A 22327-nucleotide genomic window follows, 5' to 3' on the forward strand; every position below is an offset into this window, starting at 1 on the left:
TCCGCCGCTCCGGCTCAGGCGGCTTCCAGGACGAAGAACAGGAAGCTCAGGAAGGCCCCGCCCGGGAACTCCGCCATCTCGTCGGGGAACAGCTCATGGGCCTCCGGCGCCGGAGGCGGCTCGCTGATGACGGCCGTGCGGAAGCCCGCCGCGGTGAAGGCGTCGGTCATGGCGTGCAGCGGCCGGTGCCAGTAGGTGAGCGTGGCCTTCTGGCCGTTGAAGTCGTACTCGTCGGTCCACTTGGTGGTCGCGAAGTAGTCGGTCTTGCGATCCAGGATCTTGAGCATGATGGGGTGGTTGACGGCCACGATCAGCCGCCCACCGGGCTTCAACACCCGCCGCAGCTCGGCCAGCGGTGCGGACCAGTCCTCCAGGTAGTGCAGGACCAGGGCGGCGACGCAGTCGTCGAACGCGCCGTCGGGGTACGGCAGCGGCTGGCTGATGTCGGCGACCCGCAGGTCCGCGTCGTCGCCGAGGCGCTGCCGCGCCAACTCCACCATCTTCGCGCTGCGGTCGAAGCCGACCACGGCGGCACCCCTGTCGCGCAGCACCTTCGAGATCGGGCCGGAGCCGCACCCGGCGTCCAGGATCCGCCGGCCGGTCACGTCGCCAGCCAGGTTCACGATCGCGGGCCGGGTGTAGTGGGCGTTGAGGAGGCTGGTCTCGTTCACGGCCGTGTAGTTCTCGGCGAAGAGGTCGTAGTTGTTCTCCACCGGTGCGGGGGTGGGGCTGTTGGGATCGGCAGGCATGGTTCCCATAGTGCCGAGATGTCGATCACCGTGTCGGAGCGGTAGTTCGCCCGGAAACGGATCTGCGCTGGTCGAAGACCCGGTTCGGGAGCTCCTTCCAGCGCAGATCGTGATGGTCGCGTGGGCGAGGTCAGCCGCGCAGTTCCATCGTGCAGCACTTCGGCCCACCACCGGACTTGCGCAGCTCCGAGATGTCCACGAACACGGGCTCGAACCCGCGCAGGGCCACCTGCTCCGCCAGGTGCGTGGCCTCGACGGGCATCACGACGTGCTTGCCGTCGGACACCGCGTTCAGGCCCAGGCAGACCGCGTCGGCGTCGTTGGCGATCACCGCGTCCGGGAACAGGCGGCGCAGCACCGCCTGTGAGCCGGGCGAGAAGGCTTCCGGGTAGTAGGCGACCAGGGGGGTCGGGGACTGGTCGTCGAGCATGAACAGGGCCACGTCGAGGTGGTAGAAGCGCGGGTCGACCAGCTGCAGGGACACCACGGGGACGCCGAGGACCTCCTGGGCCTCGCCGTGGGCGTGGGGGTCGGTGCGGAAGCCCGTGCCGGCCAGCAGCAGGGTGCCGGTCCAGGTGAAGTCGCCCTCCGCCTCGTTCACGGCGGTGGGCATGACGACGGAGTTGTAGCCGGAGGCGAGGAACCAGCGGCGGAAGTGGTCGGCTTCTGCCGCGCGTTGCGGGGCGCGGAAGCGGGAGCCGAGGACGCGGCCGTCGACGACGGTGCCGCTGTTGGCGGAGAAGACCATGTCGGGGAGGCCGGGGACCGGGTCGATGACGTTCACCTCGTGGCCGAGGCGTTCGTAGGTCTCCTTGAGCGCGGTCCACTGCTCCACGGCCAGCGAGGTGCTGGTGGGCTGCGTGGGGTCCATCCACGGGTTGATCGCGTACTCCACCGTGAAGTACGTCGGCGGGCACATCAGGTACCGACGGGTGGTCGGCGTGCGCGTCGGCGCGAGGGGTGCGGCGATGTCGAGCGTGATCGGCTCGGCCGGCCCGGAGATGGATACCGTCATGGATCGAAATGTAAAGGTGAGGATGACCCTCGAACAACGCCGCGATATTGCGTGAACTAGGGCAGAATGTTGCGTGTGGACAGCATTGACCAGCGAATCATTTCGTGCCTGATGGCGAACGCACGGTCCAGCTACGCGGAGATCGGCAAGGAGGTCGGGCTCAGCGCACCCGCGGTGAAGCGGCGGGTGGACAAACTGCTGGACAACGGGGTGTTGCGCGGGTTCACGGCCGTGGTGGACCCGGAGGCGCTCGGGTGGGGCACCGAGGCGTTCGTGGAGGTGCACTGCAGGGGGAACGTGGCGCCGCACGACATCCAGCACCGGCTGGAGCCGATGGCCGAGGTCAGCGCGGCCTACACGGTGTCCGGCGCGGCGGACGCGATCGTGCACCTGCGGGCCGCGGACATCCACCACCTGGAGACGGCGCTGGAGCGGCTCAGGGCCGTCGAGATCATCGACCGGACGGTGTCCACGGTGGTGCTGTCCCGGCTGCTGGACCGGCCGCCGGCACCCTAGAGTCCGGGCCATGGCTCAGGTTCTGCTGGAGTGCGCCGACTCCGTCGCCGTGATCACGATCGACGACCCGGAGCGGCGCAACGCGTTGACGATCGACCTGTCGGAGGAGCTCGCGGAGAAGGTCGCCGAGGCCGAGGAGCGCGCCAACGCGGTGGTCGTCACCGGGGCGCCGCCGGCGTTCTGCGCCGGTGCGGACCTCACGCAGCTCGGCAACTCCAAGGACGAGGGGCTGCGGCGGATCTACCGCGGGTTCCTCGCCGTGGCGAACGCACGGATCCCCACCATCGCCGCCGTCAACGGGGCCGCTGTCGGTGCCGGGCTCAACCTCGCGCTCGCGTGCGATGTCCTGGTGGCAGGACCGAAGGCGCGGTTCGACGCGCGGTTCCTGCAGCTCGGCATCCACCCCGGTGGCGGCATGACGTGGATGTTGCAGCGCAAGGTCGGGCCGCAGGTCGCGACCGCGATGACGTTGCTCGGGCAGGTGCTCGACGCCGACGAGGCGGTCAGGACGGGGTTGGCCCTCCAGCGTGCGGAGAACCCCGTGGAGGCGGCGAGGGGACTGGCGAGGGCGGCCGCGGAGGCACCGGCCGAACTCGTCCGGACCATCAAGGCCACGATGCGGGTGACCGATGTTCTCGACGACCACGGCGAAGCGGTCGAGACGGAGCTGCGGCCACAGGTGGTTTCGATCGACACTCCAGAGTTCGCTGCCAGGCTTGCCGCGATGAAGGCTCGGATCAGCGGGCGTTAGGTGTTACCGTGGGTAACAGGTATCGAGGGTGACGTCTGCCGCATTCAGGTATCCGCTGGTAGTGCTGTGCCTACCGTCTGAGTGAGGACCCGGTGCGGCAGATGGGACGGTTCGTCTCGCCTAGTGGTACACGGCCCGTCTCGCAGGCGGTCCTGGCGACTACCCTCGCGGTGGGGCACAGCCACCCTTGGAGAGAGGTATCGGCGTAGGAATGAGCACTGAGACCCGCAAGCTGGATCGCGTCGTGATCCGCTTCGCCGGCGACTCCGGTGACGGCATGCAGCTCACCGGAGACCGGTTCACGTCGGAAGCGGCGGCATTCGGCAACGACCTCGCCACGCAGCCCAACTTCCCCGCCGAGATCCGCGCACCACAGGGCACCCTGCCCGGTGTGTCGTCGTTCCAGCTGCACTTCGCCGACTACGACATCCTGACGCCGGGTGACCGTCCCGACGTGCTCGTGGCGATGAACCCGGCCGCGCTCAAGGCGAACGTCGTCGACCTCCCCGACGGCGGCATCCTGATCGTCAACACCGACGAGTTCTCGAAGCGGAACCTGACCAAGGTCGGGTACGACTCGAACCCGCTGGAGGACGACTCGCTGGAGAAGTTCCAGGTCCACAAGATCGCGATGGCCACGCTGACCATCGGCGCTCTGGAAGAGACCGGCCTGGGCAAGAAGGACGCGGAACGCGCGAAGAACATGTTCGCGCTCGGCCTGCTCTCGTGGATGTACCACCGGCCCACCGAGGGCACGGAACGGTTCCTGCGCGAGAAGTTCGCGAAGAAGCCGGACATCGCCGAGGCCAACGTCCTGGCGTTCCGCGCGGGCTGGAACTACGGCGAGACGACCGAGGCCTTCGCCGTCACCTACGAGGTGGCGCCCGCGAAGCTCAACACCGGCACCTACCGCCAGATCACCGGCAACACGGCGACGGCGTACGGGATCGTCGCGGCGGCGCAGCGCTCGAAGCTGCCCGTCGTGCTCGGCACGTACCCGATCACGCCCGCGTCGGACATCCTGCACGAGCTGTCGAAGCACAAGAACTTCGGCATCACGACCGTGCAGGCCGAGGACGAGATCGCCGGCATCGGCATCGCGCTCGGCGCGTCCTACGGCGGTGCGCTCGGCGTCACGTCGACGTCGGGTCCCGGCATCGCGCTGAAGTCCGAGACCATCGGCCTCGCGGTGATGACGGAGCTGCCGCTGCTGGTGATCGACGTGCAGCGCGGTGGCCCGTCCACCGGTCTGCCGACGAAGACCGAGCAGGCGGACCTGCTGCAGGCGATGTTCGGCCGCAACGGCGAGTCGCCGGTGCCGATCGTCGCGCCGCAGTCGCCGTCCGACTGCTTCGACGCGGTGGTGGACGCCTGCCGCATCGCGCTCAAGTACCGCACGCCGGTGCTGTTCCTGTCCGACGGCGCGGTCGCGAACGGTTCCGAGCCGTGGCTGATCCCCGACGTCGACGCGCTGCCCGACCTCACCGTCGAGTTCGCGACCGACCCGGAGAACTTCCAGCCGTACTCGCGCGATCCGGAGACGCTGGCCCGCCCGTGGGCCGTGCCCGGCACCCCCGGTCTGCAGCACCGCATCGGCGGTCTGGAGAAGCAGGACGTCACCGGCAACATCTCCTACGACCCGGAGAACCACGACCGGATGGTCCGCCTGCGCCAGGCGAAGATCGACGGCATCGAGGTCCCCGACGTCGTGGTGGACGACCCGAGCGGCGAGGCCCGCGTGCTGGTCCTCGGCTGGGGTTCGTCCTACGGCCCGATCGGCGCGGCCGCACGCCGCGTCCGCAAGCTGGGCCTGCCGGTCGCCCACGCGCACCTGCGGCACCTCAACCCGTTCCCGAAGAACCTGGGCGAGGTGCTCGGCCGGTACGACAGGGTGGTCGTGCCGGAAATGAACCTGGGCCAGCTCGCGTTGCTGTTGAGGGCCAAGTACCTCGTGGACGCGGTGTCCTACACGAAGGTGCAGGGTCTGCCGTTCAAGGCGGAAGAGCTCCAGGACGTGCTCGCTGACGTGATCAAGGGGGTGTCGGCGTGACTGCGATCGACCTCGGAATCCCGGGACTGACCGGAGTTCCCACGACGGACGAGAAGCAGACGGCCAGGGACTACAAGTCGGACCAGGAGGTCCGCTGGTGTCCCGGCTGCGGCGACTACATCGTGCTCAACACCGTGCAGTCGTTCCTGCCGTCGCTCGGTCTCAAGCGCGAGAACATCGTGTTCGTGTCGGGCATCGGGTGCTCGTCCCGGTTCCCGTACTACATGAACACCTACGGCATGCACTCCATCCACGGCCGTGCGCCGGCCATCGCCACGGGTCTCGCCGTAGCGCGGCCGGACCTGTCGGTGTGGGTGGTGACCGGTGACGGTGACGCGCTCTCGATCGGCGGCAACCACCTGATCCACACGCTGCGCCGCAACGTGAACCTCAAGATCCTGCTGTTCAACAACCGGATCTACGGCCTCACGAAGGGCCAGTACTCGCCGACGTCAGAAGAGGGCAAGGTCACCAAGTCGACCCCGATCGGCTCGCTGGACCACCCGTTCAACCCGGTGTCGCTGGCGCTGGGCGCGGAGGCGTCCTTCGTGGGCCGCGCGCTCGACTCCGACAAGGCGGGTCTCACGTCGGTGCTGCGCCAGGCCGCCGAGCACCGCGGGTCGGCGCTCGTGGAGATCTACCAGAACTGCCCGATCTTCAACGACGGCGCGTTCGACGTCCTCAAGGACGCCGACGAGGCCCAGCGCCGGATCATCAACGTCGTCGACGGCGAGCCGATCCGGTTCGGCCGCGAGGGCGAGTACTGCGTGGTCCGCGACGGCTTCGGCCTGGCGGTCGCGAAGTCCGCCGACGTGGACGCCTCGGACGTCGTGGTGCACGACGCGTCGGACCTGAACCTGTCGTTCGCGCTGTCGCGGTTGTCGACGCAGGACCTCACGCACACGGTGACCGGTGTGTTCCGGCGTGCGGACCGTCCGACGTACGACGACGGTGCGCGGGCGCAGGTGGCGGCGGCCAAGCAGGCGAAGGCCGCGGACCTGGAGAAGCTGCTGCACGGCAAGGACACGTGGACCGTGCTCAGCGACTGATCCACGGCTCGGTGACAACGCGAGAGGCCCCCACCGCGGTCGGTGGGGGCCTCTCGGCGTTCAACACCTCAGGTGCGGCGGCTCAGGGCGCCGGGCGGAAGCCCGCCTTCTCGGCGTCGGACTCGGTGCGGAACCACACGTCGGCGCGGGTCTCGCCGAAGTTCGCCGAGCCCTCCGTGTAGTAGCGGCGGCCGGTCAGGGTGGCCTTCACCGCGAAGTCCTCCGCCGGGGCGTGGCCGTCGGACCTGGGCAGGACAGAGCCGGGGCCGAACGGGGAGCGCGGGTTGAAGCCCTCCGGCTGCTGGAAGCGGGAGGAGCCGGGGGCTGCCGTGCCGTTGGGGCGACCGCCGGTGGACGGCGAGAAGCCGACCGGGCGGGGGCGCTGGGGCAGGGCCGCCGCCGGCTTCGGGGCCTCCTGCTTGGGGGCCTCGAACGCCTGGAAGGCCGGGAAGCTCTGCTGGCGCTGCTTCGTGGTCTTGCGGGCCTCGCGGATGGGCAGGCCGGCCTCGGTCACGCGCTGCGGGAGGTCGAGCTCCGGTTCCGGCTCCGGCTCCGGCGGGGCGGCGAGCAGGGGTTCGTCGGAGGGCACGAACTTCGGCACGAACGGCTGGTCGTCGCTCGTGTCCGGCAGCGAACGGGTCTGGCCGGTGGCCGGCAGCGGCTCGTCGGCGTCCAGGAGGGGCTCGAACAGCGAGCGCGGGCGTTCCGCGACCGGTTCGGGGCGGACCGCCGGGGGTGCCGCCTCCTCGGGGGTCTCCGGCGGGTGGTTGAAGGCGGCGCCCATGCCGCGGGGCTGGCGTTCCTGCGGCTCGACCGGGTCGGTGTTGTCGCCGAACGCGGAGAACGCCGTGGCCGGGGCCGCGCCGGGGCTGGTGAACGGCTGGGAGTGCGCCGCGGGCGACTGGCGGGCGGGCTCGTCCTGGGCGGGAGTGCCGTACGCGGGCTCGTCGTAGGCAGGCGTGCCGTACACGGGCTCGTCCTGGGCGGGCGTCACGTACGAGGGCTTGTCCTGGGCGTACGAAGGCTCGTCCTGGGCGTAGGAGGGCTCGGGCTCCTCGAACGCGGGCACGGCCGCGTGCACCTGCGTGTCGTACGCCGGCTCGTCGTACCCGGACTCGGGGTCCTGCGCGGGCTCGGCGTCCGGCTGCGGCTCGGTGAAGACGCCGTTGCGCACGTGCGGGGCGTCGAGGTCGATGGGCTCGCCCAGCACGCCGGTCAGCTCGGCGGCCGACTCGGGCTCGGGGTCGAGGCGGCCGGTGAGCTCGTCGCGCAGGCCGGGGTACTCGCCGGTGAGGTCGTTGGCGGGCCAGGCGCTCTCCTCGACGGCGATGTAGGTCGTCTGCTCGGAGCGGGTGCCCTGGGGCTCGTCCTCTTGCTCGTCGGCCTCGTCGAGGAACACCTCCTGCTCCTGCTCGGCCCACACCTCGCGCGGCTGGTAGATGAAGTCGTCGGCCGGACCGTCGACCTCGGGGCCCGCGGTCGGCTTCGCGACGGGTGCGCCGGGTTCCGCGGTCGGCTCGTAGGCCGGCACGAACGAGGTCTGCTCGGCGGGGAGCTCCGGCTCCTCGTCGAAGTCGGCGGCCTCCAGACCGGACCGCGGCAGCACGGTCGTCATCTCGGCCGGGGTCTCCTCCGGCACGGACTCCGGGCTGAGGCGCTCGAACAACGAACGCGGCCGGTCGTCCTCCTCCGCGGCGTCGGCGAAGGCCTTCTGCTCGGCGAGCTGCTCCTCGAACCGGCGCTGCGCCTCCTCCGGCGACATCAGCGGCGCGCGTGGCACCTCGACGACCGGCGCGGGCTCCGGCTCCGGCTGCGGTTCGGGCTGCGGCTCCGGTTCGGGCTCGGGTTCCGGCTCGGGTTCGGGTTCGGCGACGACCGGCTCCGGCACCGCGACGGGCGCCGGCACGGGCGCACCGAAGTAGGCAGGCGGCTCCGCGTAGGGGGCCGGTGCCGGGACGGGTGCGAGGATGTCGTCGCGGAGCGGGCGCTGCGGGCCGCTCTCCCACTCGTCGACCACGAAGTCGTCGACGGGAGCGGAGGCGACCGGCGCGGCGGTGTTCCGCGACCTCTCCTCAAGAAGTCGATCTTCGAGTTCCGCGACCTGCTTCCGTGCGGGCCTGACCATCACGAGCCAGGTGAGCAACACCCCCGCGACGAACGCCAGCAGACTCCACAACCAGACCTGCCCGAAGACATTCACGGGTAAGCCCCTTCTAAGACCACGCGCCGACCCACTCACTCGGAAGGGTGAGCGTAGTCAAACTACAGTGCCGTTGATGATGCTGCGCCACTACGCCGTTCAGCGCAAACAAGCGCCGGAACCTGCGGCGTAGAGTGAGATTCTGTGCCTCCCCTGACGAGTCCGAACCTCACTTCGGCAGAAGTTCACACCCAGGGGCGAGGGATCACCTACGGCGCGACCGCCTACGTCCTTTGGGGACTGTTCCCCGCGTACTGGCCACTCCTCGTGCCGGCCGCACCCGTGGAGGTGCTGGCACACCGCATCGTCTGGTCTTTCGTCACGATGGGGGTGCTGCTGGCGGTGCTGCGCAAGTGGCGCCCGCTGGTCGAACTGTCCGGCAGGGGCTGGCTGATCGTCACGGCGGCCGCGGTGCTCATCACGGTGAACTGGGGCGTCTACATCTACGCCGTCAACACCCACCACGTGGTGGAGTCGGCGCTCGGCTACTTCATCACGCCGCTGGTCAGCGTGGCCCTCGGCATGGTGGTGCTGAAGGAGAGGCTGCGGGCGGCGCAGTTCGCCGCGATCGGTGTGCTCGTCGTCGCAGTGATCGTGCTCACGGTCGACTACGGCACGCTGCCGGTGATCTCGCTGGTCCTGGCCTGCTCGTTCGGCGTCTACGGGCTGCTGAAGAAGAAGGTGCCGCTCGACGCCACGTCGAGCCTGGCCGCGGAGAGCGCGGTGATCTTCCCGATCGCGCTCGGCTACCTGCTCGTGCTCGGCGGCGCGAACACCTTCACCACCGAGGGCACCGGCCACGCGCTCCTGCTGCTGAGCACCGGCATCGTCACGGTGATCCCGCTGCTGCTGTTCGGCCTGGGCGCGCGGCTGATCCCGCTGACCACCATGGGGATGCTGCAGTACCTGGCGCCGATCCTGCAGTTCGCGTGGGGCGTGTTCGTGGTGCGCGAACCGATGCCGCCCAGCCGCTGGGCCGGGTTCGTGCTGGTGTGGGTGGCCCTCGCGATCTTCACGGCCGACGCCGTGCGGAACCGGCGCAAGCAGCTGCTCGCGCCGGTCGAGCAGCCCGCTTGAAGGGAACGCGGGGCCCCCGCGTGACCCTCAGGGGAACGCGGGGCCCCCGCGTGACGAGGGATCAGCGCGTGCGGGCGACCACGTAGGTGGCGAGCTCTTCGAGGGCGTCCCGCGCGGCGCACGGCGGCAGCTTGCCCAGCTCCGTGCGGGCCCGGTCGGCGTACTCGTCGAGGGTCTCGCGCGCCCGGTCCATGCCAGAGGACTCGCGCAGCAGCGCCAGCGCCTCGTCGACGAGGGCGTCCTCGGTGATCGGCCCGGCCAGCAGCTCGGCCAGCCGCGTCTCGGCGGGGTCGGCCAGCGCGTAGAGCATCGGCAACGTCCGCACGCCCTCGCGCAGGTCGGTGCCGGGCGTCTTGCCGGACTCGACCGACGGGGAGGCGATGTCGATGACGTCGTCGGCGATCTGGAACGCCGCCCCGATGACCTCCGCGTACCGGCGCAGGGCGTCGGTCTGCTCGTCGGTCGCGTCGGAGAACATGCCGCCGAAGAGGGCTGCGGTGGCGATCAGCACACCGGTCTTCTCGCCGATCACCTGGAGGTAGTGCGCGACCGGGTCCTCGCCGGGCTTCGGGCCGACGGTCTCGCGCATCTGGCCGGTCACGAGGATCGAGAACGTCTCCGCGATGATCCGCGCCGCGTCCGTGCCCAGGTCGGCGGTCAGGCGGGAGGCGTGGGCGAACAGGAAGTCGCCCGTCAGGATCGCGATGCTGTTGTCCCACTTGGCGTTCGCGGACACCGCGCCGCGCCGCGTGGTCGCCTCGTCCATCACGTCGTCGTGGTAGAGCGTCGCGAGGTGCGTGAGTTCGACCACAGCGGCCGCCTTGACGACCTTCTCGCGGTCGTAGTCCGCGCCGAACTGGGAAGCCAGCAGTGTGAAGAGCGGGCGGATCCGCTTCCCGCCCGCCTCCACAAGGTGAAGCGAGGTTTCCGTGACCGGGTGGAACTCGCTCTGCACGACGTCGTGCAGGAGCTGCTCCACCTCGGCCAGGCCGTTCTGGACTACCTCGGTGAGCACGGGGTCCACCAACGCGAACCCCGGTCCCTCATGCTCGCTACTGGTCACATCAGCAGCCTACGTACACCTAGCTGAGGAAGGTGCCGGTACCCGCCCATTCGAGCACCAACGTGGGGTACAGACCCAACACCAGGGTGACCACCGCACCCAACGTGATCGCGACCGTGGTGAACGCCCCCGGCACCGTGACGGTCGGACCGTCCGGCGCGGGCTCGCTGAAGTACATCAGCACGATCACCCGCAGGTAGAAGAACGCCGCGACGGCCGAGGCCACCAGCGCGATCACCACGAGCGGCGTCAGGCCGGCCTCGATCGCCGCGCTGAACACGACGAACTTGCCGATGAAGCCAGACGTCAGCGGGATGCCGGCCAGTGCCAGCAGCAGGAACGTGAAGATGCCCGCCACCAGCGGCGACCGCTTCGCGAGGCCCGCCCACTGCGACAGGTGCGTCGCCTCGCCGTCGGAGTTGCGCACCAGCGAGACGATGCCGAACGCCGCGATCGTCGTGAAGCCGTACACCAGCAGGTAGAACATCGTGGCGCTGACGCCCGGCGACCCGCCCTCCGGCGTCAGGGCGATCGAGCCGATCAGCAGGAAGCCCGCGTGCGCCACGGAGGAGTACGCGATCATGCGCTTCACGTCGGTCTGCGTGAGGCCGAGCACCGCGCCGATCACCATCGAGACGACGGCGACGCCGTACAGCACGCCCCGCCACTCCCACTGGGTGTTCTGGAACGCCACGGTGAGCACGCGCAGGATGCCGCCGAACGCCGCGACCTTGGTGCACGCCGCCATGAACGCCGTCACCGGCGTGGGAGCGCCCTGGTACACGTCCGGGGTCCACGCGTGGAACGGGCCGACCGCGGCCTTGAACAGCAGACCCACCACCAGCAGGCCGAAGCCCGCGAACAGCAGCGTGTCCGAGCGGTCCGTGCCCGCGGCGGCGGAGGCGATGGCCGACAGCTTCACCGAGCCGGCGAAGCCGTACAGCAGCGCGATGCCGTAGAGGAAGAACGCCGACGCGAACGCGCCGAGCAGGAAGTACTTGACCGCCGCCTCCTGCGAGAGCAGGCGCCGCCGGCGGGCCAGGCCGCACAGCAGGTACAGCGGCAGCGACATGACCTCCAGCGCGATGAACATCGTCAGCAGGTCGTTCGACGCGACGAAGGTCATCATGCCGCCGAGCGCGAACAGCACGAGCGGGAAGACCTCGGTCTGCATCCCGGCCTTGGTGGCCTGGGCGCGGTCCTGGATCGTGCCCGGCCGGATCGCCGCCTGCGACACGAACACGCCGCCGGGCTCGACCGAGCGGTCCGCGATCAGCAGCAGGCTGCCGAACGCCAGCACCAGCAGCGTGGCCCACAGGAAGAGCGACGGCGAGTCGACGGCGACCGCACCCGCCAGCGTCGAGACACCGGCGGCCGGACGGTCGTCCTTCACCGCGTAGAGGATCAGCGCGCCGGTGGCCCCGACCAGGGTGACGAGCGACAGCACGAGCTGCACCGCCCACCGCTGGTGCTTGGGCAGCAACGCTTCCAGCAGCACGCTGATGCACGCCGCGCCGAGCACCACCAGCAACGGTGCGATGGCCGCGTAGTCGATCTCCGGCGCCTGGATCTGCTGCGCCTGGGCGAACAGGAGGTTCACGTCACTTGCCTTCCTGCACGGAGACCGGGTCGGTCACGCCGACCTCGGTCAGCGTCGCCCCGACAGTCGGGGTGATGACGTCGAGCACCGGCTGCGGGTAGAACCCGAGGGCCAGCACGATGACGACGAGCGGTGCCAGAACAGCGATCTCGCGCTTGTTCAGGTCGCCGATGGCCGTCTTCTTCTCCGGGTCGCCGACGGCACCCGGACCGGCAGCGGCACCCACGAGCGCGTCGCCGCGCAGCGGGCCGGTCATCATCCGCTGGTAGAGCCACAGCACGTAGAGCGCAGCGAGCACCATGCCGATCGTCGCGAGGACCGTGTAGACCGGCTGCGTCGGGAACGAGCCGATCAGCACCAGGAACTCCGAGACGAACGAGTTCGTGCCCGGCAGCGACAGCGTGGTCAGACCCGAGATCAGCAGCATGCCCGCGAGCAGCGGGGCCACCTTCGACATGCCGCCGTAGTCGGAGATCAGCGACGAACCACCGCGCGCGATGATCATGCCGACCACCAGGATCAGCATGCCCGTCGAGATCGAGTGGTTCAGCATGTACGACACCGAGCCCACGCCGGCCTGCGACGTGAACGCGAAGATGCCGAGCGCGATGAAGCCGAAGTGCGCGATCGAGACGTACGCGAGGAACCGCTTCATGTCCCGCTGGCCCGTGGCGAGCAGCGATCCGTAGAGGACGCCGGCCACCGCGAGGACCAGGATGTACGGCGCCAGGTTCTTCGACGCCTCCGGGAACATCGGCAGCAGGTAGCGCAGCATGCCGAACGTGCCGACCTTGTCCAGGATGCCGACGACGATCACCGTGACGCCGATGGGCGCCTCGGCCGCGGCGTCGGGCAGCCAGGTGTGGAACGGCACCAGCGGCGCCTTGATGGCGAACGCCAGGAAGAAGCCGAGGAACAGCCAGGTCTGCGTCGTCGCGTCCGCGTCGCGGACCACGGTCACGAGCGTCGCCCAGTCGAACGTGCCCTTGCCCAGCTCGTCCGACGCCATCGCGTAGGCGCCGATCGCGGAAGCCAGCATGATCAGGCCGCCGAGGAACGAGTACAGGAAGAACTTGACCGCCGCGTACTGCCTGCGCGCGCCGCCGTAGCCGCCGATCAGGAAGTACATCGGGATGAGCATGACCTCGAACAGCACGTAGAACAGGAAGACGTCGGTGGCGGCGAACACCGCGACCGTCACGGCCTCCTGCACCAGGATCAGCGCGAGGTACCCGCCCTGCGACCGGCCCTCCGGCAGCCGCTCGGTCCAGCCGGCACCGATCACCAGCGGGATGAGCAGCGCGATGACCGCGATCATCACCAGCGCGATGCCGTCGATGCCGAACGACAGCCGGACGCCGAACGACTCGATCCAGGTCACCCCGGACGTGAGCTGGAGGCGGTCACCGTCGGGGTCGTAGGCGAACCACAGCAGACCCGCGAGCACCAGCTCGACGAGCGAGAACGCCAGCGCGACGAACTTGGCCTTCGCGTCGTCCTTGCGCAGGAACGTCACCACCAGCGCGCCGACGAGCGGCACGACCAGCAGCGCGATCAGGACCCAGTTCACGAGAACCTCACCATCAGCAGAGCCCCGAGAACCACGATCGAGCCCAGGAGCATGGACAGTGCGTAGGAGCGGACGAAACCGGTCTGCAGCCTGCGCAGCCGGCCGGAGCTACCGCCCAGCAACGCCGCGGTGCCGTTGACCACGCCGTCGACGCCCTTGAGGTCGAGGTAGACCAGCGCGCGGGTGAGCCAGGTGCCCGGCCGCGCGAACAGGGCCTCGTTGAGGGCGTTGCCGTACAGGTCGTTGCGGGCCGCGCGGACCGGGAACGACACCCGCTCCGGCCGCTCGACCGGCTGCGTGCCGCGGCCGAAGAGCAGGAACGCGAGACCGGCGCCGGCGAGCGAGAGCACCACGGTCAGGATTCCGACCACGCCGTGCGACAGGACGCCGTGCGACTCCTGCAGCTCACCCAGCGAGGGCTCCAGCCAGCCGGCGAGCCGGCCGCCGGAGGAGAGGAACCAGCCGCCGGCGACGGACCCGACCGCGAGGACGATCATCGGGATGGTCATCGTCAGCGGGGACTCGTGCGGGTGGTAGTCCTTGCCGTTCTCGGCCTTCAGGTCCTTCCAGCGGGGCTTGCCCAGGAAGACCAGGATCAGCAGGCGGGTCATGTAGAACGCGGTGAGCGCGGCACCGAGCAGTGCGACACCGCCGAAGACGTACCCGCGCCAGCCCTCCGCGCCGAACGCCGCCGCGATGATGGCGTCCTTCGAGAAGTAGCCCGCGAACGGCGGGATGCCGATCAGCGCGAGGTAGCCGAGCGTCCAGGTGACGAACGTGATCGGCAGGAACCTGTAGAGCCCGCCCATCCGGCGGATGTTGCCCTCGTCGTTCATGCCGTGCATGACCGAGCCGGCACCGAGGAAGAGCCCTGCCTTGAAGAAGCCGTGCGTCAGCAGGTGCATGATGCCGAGCGCGTAACCGATAGGGCCGAGGCCCACGGCGAGGATCATGTAGCCGATCTGCGAGACCGTCGAGTACGCCAGGACCTTCTTGAAGTCGTCGTAGGCGCAGCCGATGATGCAGCCGATCAGCAGCGTGACGCCACCGATGATCATGACGACCAGGCGGCCGTCCTCGCTCAGGTTGTAGAGCGGGTTGGAGCGGGCGATCAGGTACACGCCCGCGGTGACCATCGTCGCCGCGTGGATCAGGGCGGACACCGGGGTCGGGCCTGCCATCGCGTCGGGCAACCAGGCCTGCAGCGGGAACTGGCCCGACTTGCCGCAGGCGCCGAGCAGCAGCAGGAGCGTGATCGCGAGGACCTCGGCACCGCTGAACTCGCCGACCCGGCTGAAGACCTCGGTGTACTGCGTGGTCCCGAGGCGGTTGAACATCAGGAAGATCGCGATGGCGAGGCCCAGGTCACCGACGCGGTTCATCAGGAAGGCCTTCTTGGCCGCCGACGCCGCTTCCGGCTTGTACTGGTACCAGCCGATCAGCAGGTACGAGGCGAGACCGACGCCCTCCCAGCCGAAGTACAGGGTCACGAAACCGTTGCCCAGCACCAGCAGGAGCATCGCCGACACGAAGAGGTTGAGGTAGGCGAAGAACTTCCGCCTGCCTTCCTCGTGCGCCATGTAGCCGATCGAGTAGATGTGGATCAGCGAGCCCACACCGGTGATCAGCAGCACGAACGTCAGCGACAGCGGGTCGAGCCGCAGTCCGAACTCGACGGTCAGCGCGTTGACGTCGATCCAGTCCCACAGCTTGAGGTTCTGGACCCGCTCCTCGGTGTTCGAGACGCCGAGGGTCGAGAAGAACAACGCGAGCGCGTAGCCGAACGACGCCAGGAGCGTGGCGCTGCCGAGCAGGTGGCCCCACTTGTCGGCGCGCTTGCCACTGACCAACAGCACCACCGCGCCGAACGCGGGCAGCGCCAACAGAAGCCAGGCGAGAGAAGCGACCCCGCTGGCGGCAACAGGTTCCGTCACCGGTGACCCCTCAGTACTTCAGCAGGTTCGAGTCGTCGACCGAGGCCGAGCGACGCGTCCGGAAGATGGACATGATGATCGCGAGGCCGACGACGACCTCCGCCGCGGCGACGACCATCACGAAGAACGCCATCACCTGACCGTCGAGCGAGCCGTTGATCCGCGCGAACGTCACCAGGCTCAGGTTGACCGCGTTGAGCATGAGCTCGACGCACATGAACACGACGATGGCGTTGCGCCGCACCAGCACGCCGACGGCGCCGATGCTGAACAGCAGTGCCGACAGGAGCAGGTAGTACGTCGGAGTCACGACTCACTTCCCTTGAGCGCGTGCGGGTCCGGCTGGTGGCCGGAGCCTGCGACCTCGGCGACGTCGTCGGAGAGCTTGCCCCTGTCGGTGGTCTCGATGACCTCGAACAGGGACTCCTCCGCGACGCTGCCGTCGGGCAGCAGTGCGGGCGTGGCCACCGAGTTGGCGGTGGCGAAGACACCGGGACCGGGGATGGACCCGACCCGCTTGCCCTCCTGGAAGCGCTCCTCGACGAGCTCCCGCTGCGTCTTCTTGGCGGGCTTCCCGTCGCGGCCGACGAACGCGAGGATCATCGCGCCGATGGCCGCCGTGATCAGCAGCGCCGAGGTGAGCTCGAACGGGAACAGGTAGTCCGTGAAGATCTTCTGGCCGATGTTGCCGACGTTGCCGCCGTTGGTGGTGTTCGCCTCGGCGAGACCCACCGGCGTCACCGCGGTCAGCGACCGGGCGATCGAGCTGACCAGCAGGACCGCGAAGCCGATGCCGAGGAACGTGGCCGCGAGGCGCTGTCCCCTGATCACCTCGACGACCGAGTCGGAGCTGTCCCGGCCGACCATCATCAGCACGAACAGGAACAGCATCATGATCGCGCCGGTGTAGACGATGATCTGCACGAAGCCGAGGAACGGCGCCTGCTGGACCATGTACAGCACACCGAGGTTCAGCATGGTCAGCACCAGCCACAGCGCGGAGTGCACCGCGTTGCGCGAGAACAGCATGCCGAGCGCGCCGGCCAGCGCGAGCGGGCCGAGGACCCAGAACGCGACCTTCTCACCGGTGGTCATGACGTCGACCGCGCGCTGCACCGGCTCCGGCTGCTGCGCCAGGAACTGGAGGACGAGGCTCACTGCTGATCCCCCTCCTTCTGGGCCGCCTTGGCGAGCTGCGGGCCGTTCACGTAGTAGTCCTGCTCGTTGTCGCCGAGCCGCATCGGGTGCGGCGGCTGCTCCATGCCGGGCAGCAGCGGGGCGAGCAGGTCCTCCTTCGTGAAGATCAGGTCCTGCCGGTTGTCGTCGGCGAGCTCGTACTCGTTCGTCATCGTGAGCGACCGGGTCGGGCAGGCCTCGATGCACAGGCCGCAGCCGATGCACCGCAGGTAGTTGATCTGGTAGTCGGCACCGAAGCGCTCACCGGGCGAGTAGCGCGCTTCCTCGGTGTTGTCGCCACCCTCGACGAAGATCGCGTCCGCGGGACAGGCCCACGCGCACAGCTCGCAGCCGACGCACTTCTCCAGCCCGTCCGGGTGCCGGTTCAGCTGGTGGCGGCCGTGGAACCGCGGTGCGGTCACCTTCTTGACCTCGGGGTACTCCTCGGTCACCACCTTCTTGAACATGGTGCCGAAGGTGACTCCGAAGCCCTTGATGGACTCGAACATCCCTACTCCGCCTCCTTCGCGGTGGGAGCGGCGGCCAGGGCTTCCTTGTCCTGGGGAAGAGTGGCGACCTTGACCTTGCGCTTGGGCGCGGACCTGGGGACCTGGAGGTCGAGCGGCGGCACCGGGAAGCCGGAGCCCGCCAGCGGGACGCCGCCCTTGGCCTGCTGCTTCTTGTCGGGCAGCAGGAACGAGATCAGCAGCACGACGCCGACGAACACACCCAGTGCGACCAGCTTCTGCCCGGTGGAGAGCTCCTTGAGCGCACCGGTGCGGATGACGGCGACGGCCATGATCCACACGAGGCTGACCGGGACCAGCACCTTCCAGCCGAGCTTCATGAACTGGTCGTAGCGCAGGCGGGGCAGCGTGCCGCGCAGCCAGATGAAGATGAACAGGAAGAACAGCGTCTTGACGATGAACCACAGCAGGCCCCACCAGCCGGTGTTCATGAACTCACCGGACCACGGAGCTCGGTAGCCGCCGAGGAAGAGCGTGGTCGCCAACGCCGAGACGGTCACCATGTTCACGTACTCGGCGAGGAAGAACAGCGCGAACTTGAGCGAGCTGTACTCGGTGTGGAAGCCACCGACCAGCTCGGACTCGGCCTCGGGGAGGTCGAACGGCGCGCGGTTGGTCTCGCCGACCATCGACACCACGTAGATCACGAAGCTCGGGAACAGCAGGATGCCGAACCAGCCCGGGATCGGGGTGCCGAGGATCGTGCTCGCCTGCGCGTTGACGATGTCACCGGTCGACATCGAGCCGGTGAACATGATCACCGCGACGATCGACAGGCCCATCGCGATCTCGTAGGAGATCACCTGCGCGGCCGAGCGCAGCGCGCCGAGCAGCGGGTACGGCGAGCCGGAGGCCCAGCCGGACAGCACGATGCCGTAGACGCCGAGCGAGGAGCAGGCCAGCACCACCAGCACGCCGACCGGCAGGTCGACGAGCTGCAGCGCGGTCTGCTCGCCGAACATGCTGACCTCGCCCGCGAGCGGGATCACCGAGAACGCGAGGAACGCGGGGATGCACGAGATCACCGGGGCGAGGAAGAACACCCACTTGTCCGCGAGGACCGGGCGGATGTCCTCCTTGAACGCGAGCTTCAGACCGTCCGCGAGCGACTGGAGCCAGCCGTTCGGGCCGACCCGGTTGGGACCGGGGCGGTGCTGCATCCGCGCGACGACCTTGCGCTCCCAGTTGATCATGAACAGGGTCATGACCACGAGGAAGGCGAAGATCCCGACGACCTTGACCAGGACCAGCCAGATCGGGTCGTCCGCGAGGAGCTTGCCGGTGTCACCGAGCTCCGCCGCGAAGTAGTGCTGCGTCATGACTTTCCTCCGCTGACGGAGACGATCGAGCCGTGGCCCGCGCCGAGCGTGGCCCGGACGGTCACGTCACCCGAGTTGGTGGGCAGCCAGATGACGCCCTCGGGCAGGTCGTCGGTCTCGACCGGCAGCGTGATCGCGCCGCGTTCGGTGGACACCGTCACGAAGCCGCCGCTCTCCAGGCCGAACTGCCGCGCGGTGGCCTCGGCGACCTTGGCGACGACCGGGCGGGCCGTGCCGGCCAGGTGCGGCTCGTCGACCTGCAGCGAGCCGTTGCCGAGCAGGCGGTGCCAGGTGGCGAGAACGGCCTTGCCCGCACCGGCCGGCGACACCAGCGGGGCGGCGACGTTCAGCGAGGACCCGTTCGAGACGCCCTCGCCGAGCCGCGCCAGGTCGGCGGCAGCGGCAGCGGGCGTCTGCGTGAACAGGTCCGCGTCCATCTCCACCGCGAGGGTGTCGAGCACGCGGCAGTCCGGCAGCGCGCCGGTGCCCTCCAGCGTCGTGCCGAACTCGCGCAGGCGGCCCTCCCAGTTGAGGAAGGTGCCCGACTTCTCGACCGCGGGGGCGATCGGGAGCACGACGTCGGCGTGCGCGGTGACCGCGCTCGGCCGCAGCTCCAGGCTCACGACGAAACCGGCTCCCGCCAGCGCCTTCTCCGCGAGCCGCGGGTCCGGCAGGTCGAACGGGTCGACGCCGCCGACCACCAGGCCGGACAGCTGACCGCTCGCGGCGGCTTCGAGGATTCCGGTGGTGTCGCGGCCGGGCGTCGCGGGCAGCGAGCCCTCCGCCACACCCCAGGTCCGCTCGACCTCGGTGCGCGCCGCGTCGTTCGCGACGTGACGGCCACCGGGCAGCAGGTTCGGCACCGCGCCGACCGCGAGCGCACCGCGCTCACCGGCCCGCCGCGGAATCCACGCGACCTTGGCGCCGGTGCGTTCGGCCAGCCGGGCGACCGCGGTGAACGCGCCGGGGATCTCGGCGGCGCGCTCGCCGACGAGGATCACCGCACCGGGCTTGCCCAGCAGCTCGACTACGTCGGAGGCGTGCTCCGGCAACGCGTTGAGGGCGTTGGCCTCGGCACCCGGCACGCACGCGAGCAGCGTTCCGAACGTCTTCTCCACGGCCGGGGACGTGTACTGGCCGAGGTGGAAGACCTTCGTGGTGCCCCTGCGCGCGGCCTTGCGCAGCCGCAGGAAGACGATCGGCGCCTCTTCCTCGGGCTCGAACGCGACCAGCAGAGCCGCCGGTGCCTTCTCGATGCCCTCGAACGTGACGCCGTTGTCCGGGTTGGTGAACACCGTCGTGCCGGACAGGAACTCCAGCTCCTCGGCGCTGTGCGGCCGGGCGCGGAAGTCGATGTCGTTGGTGCGCAACGCGATCCGGGCGAACTTCGAGTACGCGTAGGCGTCCTCGACGGTCAGCCGGCCACCGGTCAGCACGCCGACGCCGTTCGCGTCCCGGGCCGCCGTCAGACCGGCCGCCGCGACCTGCAGCGCCTCGGTCCAGGACGACTCGCGCAGCTCACCGGTCTCGGCGTCGCGGACCAGCGGCCGCGTGATGCGGTCGCCGGCCGTGGCGTAGCGGAAGGCGAACCGGCCCTTGTCGCAGATCCACTCCTCGTTGACCTGCGGGTCGTCGCCGGCGAGCTTGCGCTGCACCTTGCCGCGCCGCCAGTCGGTGCGCTCGGCGCACCCCGACGAGCAGTGCTCGCAGATGCTCGGCGTCGACACGAGGTCGAACGGCCGGGCGCGGAACCGGTAGGCGGCGCTCGTGAGGGCACCGACCGGGCAGATCTGGATGGTGTTGCCGGAGAAGTAGCTCTGGAACGGCTTCTCCTGCGCCACACCGATCTGCTGCTGCGCACCGCGCTCCAGCAGCTCGATGAACGGGTCGCCGGCGATCTGCGCGGAGAACCGGGTGCAGCGCTGGCAGAGCACGCAGCGCTCGCGGTCGAGCAGCACCTGCGTGGAGATGTTGATCGGCTTCGGGAACGTCCGCTTGTGCTCGTGGAAGCGGGAGTCGCTGCGGCCGTGGGCCATCGCCTGGTTCTGCAGCGGGCACTCACCGCCCTTGTCGCAGATCGGGCAGTCCAGCGGGTGGTTGATGAGCAGCAGCTCCATCACACCCTGCTGGGCCTTGTCCGCGACCGGCGAGGTCAGCTGGGTCTTCACGACCATGCCGTCCGCGACCGTCATCGTGCAGGAGGCCTGCGGCTTCGGCATCGGCCGGCCGCCCATCTCGACCTCGACGAGGCACTGGCGGCAGGCGCCGGCGGGCTCCAGCAGCGGGTGGTCGCAGAAGCGCGGGATGACCGTGCCGAGGCGCTCGGCCGTGCGGATCAGCAGCTCGCCCTTGGGCGCCACCACTTCGACGCCGTCGATGACGAGCTTGACGTGGCCCTCGGGCACGACGAGCTCGGTGGGCGTGCTCTTGTCAGGGGCGATGGTCATGCGTTCGCTCCAGCCAGGACCTTGGAGTTCTGGTCGCAGAGAGCCAGGAACTCGTCCTTGAAGTACTTGATGCCACTGGTGATCGGGCTGACCGCACCGTCACCCAGCGCGCAGAAGGAACGGCCGAGGATGTTGTCGCAGACGTCGAGCAACGTGTCGATGTCGCTCGCCGTGCCGTTGCCCGCCACCATCCGCTGCAGGATCTGCACGAGCCAGTACGTGCCCTCGCGGCACGGCGTGCACTTGCCGCACGACTCGTGCTTGTAGAACTCCGTCCACTTCATGACGGCCCACGGCACGGACACGGTCTCGTTGAAGACCTGGATCGCGGTCGTGCCGAGCATCGAGCCCGCCTCGGCCGCGCCCTCGAAGTCGAGCGGCACGTCCATGTGCTCCGCGGTGAACAGCGGGGTGGACGAGCCACCCGGCGTCCAGAACTTGAGCGGGACGCCGTCCTTCATGCCACCGGCCATGTCCAGCAGCTGGCGCAGCGTGGTGCCCATCGGCGCCTCGTACTGGCCGGGGTTGGTCACGTGGCCGGACAGCGAGTAGATCTTCGGGCCGGGCGACCGGTCGCGGCCCATCGCGCGGAACCAGTCTGCGCCACCGTTGACGATGAAGGGGACCGACGCGATCGTCTCGACGTTGTTCACCACGGTGGGCGACGCGTACAGGCCCGAGGTCGCGGGGAACGGCGGCTTGAGCCGCGGCTGGCCGCGGCGGCCCTCCAGCGAGTCGAGCAGCGCGGTCTCCTCACCGCAGATGTACGCGCCGGCGCCGGCGTGCACGACGACGTCCAGGTCGAACCCGCTGCCGAGGACGTCCTTGCCCAGGTAGCCCTTGGCGTACGCCTCGCGCACGGCCCCGTTGAGGCGGCGGATGCAGTGCAGGGCCTCGCCGCGGACGTAGATCGCCGCGAAGTTCGCGCGGATCGCGTACGACGTGATGATCACGCCCTCGATCAGCGAGTGCGGGTCCGCCATCATCGTGGGGATGTCCTTGCAGGTGCCCGGCTCGCCCTCGTCGGCGTTGATGACGAGGTAGTGCGGCTTGCCGTCGCCCTGCGGGATGAAGCCCCACTTCATGCCGGTGGGGAACCCCGCGCCGCCGCGACCGCGCAGCCCGGAGTCCTTGCACTGCTGGATGAGCTGGTCCGGGTGGGCCTTGAGCGCCTTGGGCAGCGCGGTGTAGCCACCGGTGCGCTCGTAGGTCTCGATCGTCCAGGACCTGGGCTCGGTCCAGCGCTTGGTGAGAACGGGAGTCAGCGGGTCAACCATCGTGTGC

Annotated in this window: 18 protein-coding genes; 5 read left to right on the top strand and 13 right to left on the bottom strand. The window is 69.5% G+C overall.

Annotated features, from left to right (window positions below):
- Positions 1-14: 14 nt before the first annotated feature.
- Positions 15-749 (bottom strand): class I SAM-dependent methyltransferase, encoded by a 735-nt coding sequence (locus tag ACZ7CD_RS01550; RefSeq protein WP_470378149.1) that lies wholly within the window; start codon positions 747-749, stop codon positions 15-17.
- Positions 750-879: 130 nt separating this feature from the next.
- Positions 880-1764 (bottom strand): dimethylargininase, encoded by an 885-nt coding sequence (gene ddaH / locus ACZ7CD_RS01555; RefSeq protein WP_360399627.1) that lies wholly within the window; start codon positions 1762-1764, stop codon positions 880-882.
- A 75-nt stretch (positions 1765-1839) separates the two neighbouring features.
- On the opposite strand from ddaH, the gene ACZ7CD_RS01560 reads away from it, so the two are divergent.
- The 4 genes from ACZ7CD_RS01560 to ACZ7CD_RS01575 all read left to right on the top strand — a co-directional run bounded on the left by ACZ7CD_RS01560 (position 1840) and on the right by ACZ7CD_RS01575 (position 6130).
- On the top strand, positions 1840-2280 hold the full coding sequence (locus ACZ7CD_RS01560) for an Lrp/AsnC family transcriptional regulator (protein ID WP_360399630.1): 441 nt from the start codon (positions 1840-1842) through the stop codon (positions 2278-2280).
- 10 nt (positions 2281-2290) lie between these two features.
- Positions 2291-3031 (top strand): enoyl-CoA hydratase, encoded by a 741-nt coding sequence (locus ACZ7CD_RS01565; RefSeq protein ID WP_458430158.1) that lies wholly within the window; start codon positions 2291-2293, stop codon positions 3029-3031.
- A 211-nt stretch (positions 3032-3242) separates the two neighbouring features.
- The gene (locus ACZ7CD_RS01570; protein ID WP_360399636.1) at positions 3243-5081 is read left to right on the top strand and encodes a 2-oxoacid:acceptor oxidoreductase subunit alpha; all 1839 of its coding nucleotides are present in this window, start codon (positions 3243-3245) and stop codon (positions 5079-5081) included.
- Positions 5078-6130, top strand: coding sequence for a 2-oxoacid:ferredoxin oxidoreductase subunit beta (locus ACZ7CD_RS01575; RefSeq protein WP_360399639.1), 1053 nt, complete (start codon positions 5078-5080; stop codon positions 6128-6130). The genes ACZ7CD_RS01570 and ACZ7CD_RS01575 overlap by 4 nt, the downstream gene beginning before the upstream one ends.
- Positions 6131-6212: 82 nt before the next feature.
- On the opposite strand, the gene ACZ7CD_RS01580 is transcribed toward ACZ7CD_RS01575, so the two are convergent.
- On the bottom strand, positions 6213-8330 hold the full coding sequence (locus ACZ7CD_RS01580) for a sunset domain-containing protein (RefSeq protein ID WP_470378150.1): 2118 nt from the start codon (positions 8328-8330) through the stop codon (positions 6213-6215).
- A gap of 144 nt (positions 8331-8474) precedes the next feature.
- Between ACZ7CD_RS01580 and rarD the strand changes: the two genes are divergently transcribed.
- On the top strand, positions 8475-9407 hold the full coding sequence (rarD, locus tag ACZ7CD_RS01585; RefSeq protein ID WP_470369947.1) for an EamA family transporter RarD: 933 nt from the start codon (positions 8475-8477) through the stop codon (positions 9405-9407).
- Positions 9408-9468: 61 nt separating this feature from the next.
- Here the strand turns inward: rarD and ACZ7CD_RS01590 are convergent, their stop codons facing one another.
- The 10 genes from ACZ7CD_RS01590 to nuoF are packed head-to-tail and all read right to left on the bottom strand — an operon-like array spanning position 9469 to position 22320.
- Entirely contained in the window at positions 9469-10434 is a 966-nt protein-coding gene (locus ACZ7CD_RS01590) for a polyprenyl synthetase family protein (RefSeq protein WP_360399902.1), read from the bottom strand.
- A gap of 55 nt (positions 10435-10489) precedes the next feature.
- Positions 10490-12070, bottom strand: a complete 1581-nt coding sequence (nuoN, locus tag ACZ7CD_RS01595) for an NADH-quinone oxidoreductase subunit NuoN (protein ID WP_360399648.1) — start codon at positions 12068-12070, stop codon at positions 10490-10492.
- A gap of 1 nt (position 12071) precedes the next feature.
- Positions 12072-13640, bottom strand: a complete 1569-nt coding sequence (locus tag ACZ7CD_RS01600) for an NADH-quinone oxidoreductase subunit M (protein ID WP_360399651.1) — start codon at positions 13638-13640, stop codon at positions 12072-12074.
- Positions 13637-15574 carry an NADH-quinone oxidoreductase subunit L gene (gene nuoL, locus ACZ7CD_RS01605; RefSeq protein ID WP_470378151.1) on the bottom strand — a complete coding sequence of 646 codons (1938 nt, stop codon included), beginning with the start codon at positions 15572-15574 and terminating at the stop codon, positions 13637-13639. The genes ACZ7CD_RS01600 and nuoL overlap by 4 nt, the downstream gene beginning before the upstream one ends.
- Positions 15575-15584: 10 nt before the next feature.
- On the bottom strand, positions 15585-15884 hold the full coding sequence (nuoK, locus tag ACZ7CD_RS01610) for an NADH-quinone oxidoreductase subunit NuoK (RefSeq protein ID WP_030473209.1): 300 nt from the start codon (positions 15882-15884) through the stop codon (positions 15585-15587).
- Positions 15881-16669, bottom strand: coding sequence for an NADH-quinone oxidoreductase subunit J (locus ACZ7CD_RS01615; RefSeq protein WP_458434296.1), 789 nt, complete (start codon positions 16667-16669; stop codon positions 15881-15883). The genes nuoK and ACZ7CD_RS01615 overlap by 4 nt, the downstream gene beginning before the upstream one ends.
- Before the next feature lie 59 nt (positions 16670-16728).
- A complete protein-coding gene (nuoI, locus tag ACZ7CD_RS01620) occupies positions 16729-17259 on the bottom strand; it encodes an NADH-quinone oxidoreductase subunit NuoI (protein WP_360399657.1) in 531 nt (176 codons plus the stop codon).
- A 2-nt stretch (positions 17260-17261) separates the two neighbouring features.
- Complete coding sequence (nuoH, locus tag ACZ7CD_RS01625; protein WP_360399660.1) at positions 17262-18596, bottom strand: NADH-quinone oxidoreductase subunit NuoH; 1335 nt, start codon at positions 18594-18596, stop codon at positions 17262-17264.
- A complete protein-coding gene (locus tag ACZ7CD_RS01630) occupies positions 18593-21043 on the bottom strand; it encodes an NADH-quinone oxidoreductase subunit G (protein WP_470369944.1) in 2451 nt (816 codons plus the stop codon). The genes nuoH and ACZ7CD_RS01630 overlap by 4 nt, the downstream gene beginning before the upstream one ends.
- Positions 21040-22320 carry an NADH-quinone oxidoreductase subunit NuoF gene (gene nuoF, locus ACZ7CD_RS01635; protein ID WP_360399666.1) on the bottom strand — a complete coding sequence of 427 codons (1281 nt, stop codon included), beginning with the start codon at positions 22318-22320 and terminating at the stop codon, positions 21040-21042. The genes ACZ7CD_RS01630 and nuoF overlap by 4 nt, the downstream gene beginning before the upstream one ends.
- Positions 22321-22327 lie beyond the last annotated feature (7 nt).

The sequence above is a fragment of the Lentzea sp. NPDC036949 genome (assembly GCF_055608075.1).

What these genes read in the sequence shown, in the direction of transcription:
- ACZ7CD_RS01550 (WP_470378149.1), bottom strand. Translation starts at nt 749, where the DNA reads ATGCCTGCCGATCCCAACAGCCCCACCCCCGCACCGGTGGAGAACAAC.
- ddaH (WP_360399627.1), bottom strand. Translation starts at nt 1,764, where the DNA reads ATGACGGTATCCATCTCCGGGCCGGCCGAGCCGATCACGCTCGACATC.
- ACZ7CD_RS01565 (WP_458430158.1), top strand. Translation starts at nt 2,291, where the DNA reads ATGGCTCAGGTTCTGCTGGAGTGCGCCGACTCCGTCGCCGTGATCACG.
- ACZ7CD_RS01570 (WP_360399636.1), top strand. Translation starts at nt 3,243, where the DNA reads ATGAGCACTGAGACCCGCAAGCTGGATCGCGTCGTGATCCGCTTCGCC.
- ACZ7CD_RS01615 (WP_458434296.1), bottom strand. Translation starts at nt 16,669, where the DNA reads ATGACCACCGGTGAGAAGGTCGCGTTCTGGGTCCTCGGCCCGCTCGCG.
- nuoI (WP_360399657.1), bottom strand. Translation starts at nt 17,259, where the DNA reads ATGTTCGAGTCCATCAAGGGCTTCGGAGTCACCTTCGGCACCATGTTC.
- nuoH (WP_360399660.1), bottom strand. Translation starts at nt 18,596, where the DNA reads ATGACGCAGCACTACTTCGCGGCGGAGCTCGGTGACACCGGCAAGCTC.
- ACZ7CD_RS01630 (WP_470369944.1), bottom strand. Translation starts at nt 21,043, where the DNA reads ATGACCATCGCCCCTGACAAGAGCACGCCCACCGAGCTCGTCGTGCCC.
- nuoF (WP_360399666.1), bottom strand. Translation starts at nt 22,320, where the DNA reads ATGGTTGACCCGCTGACTCCCGTTCTCACCAAGCGCTGGACCGAGCCC.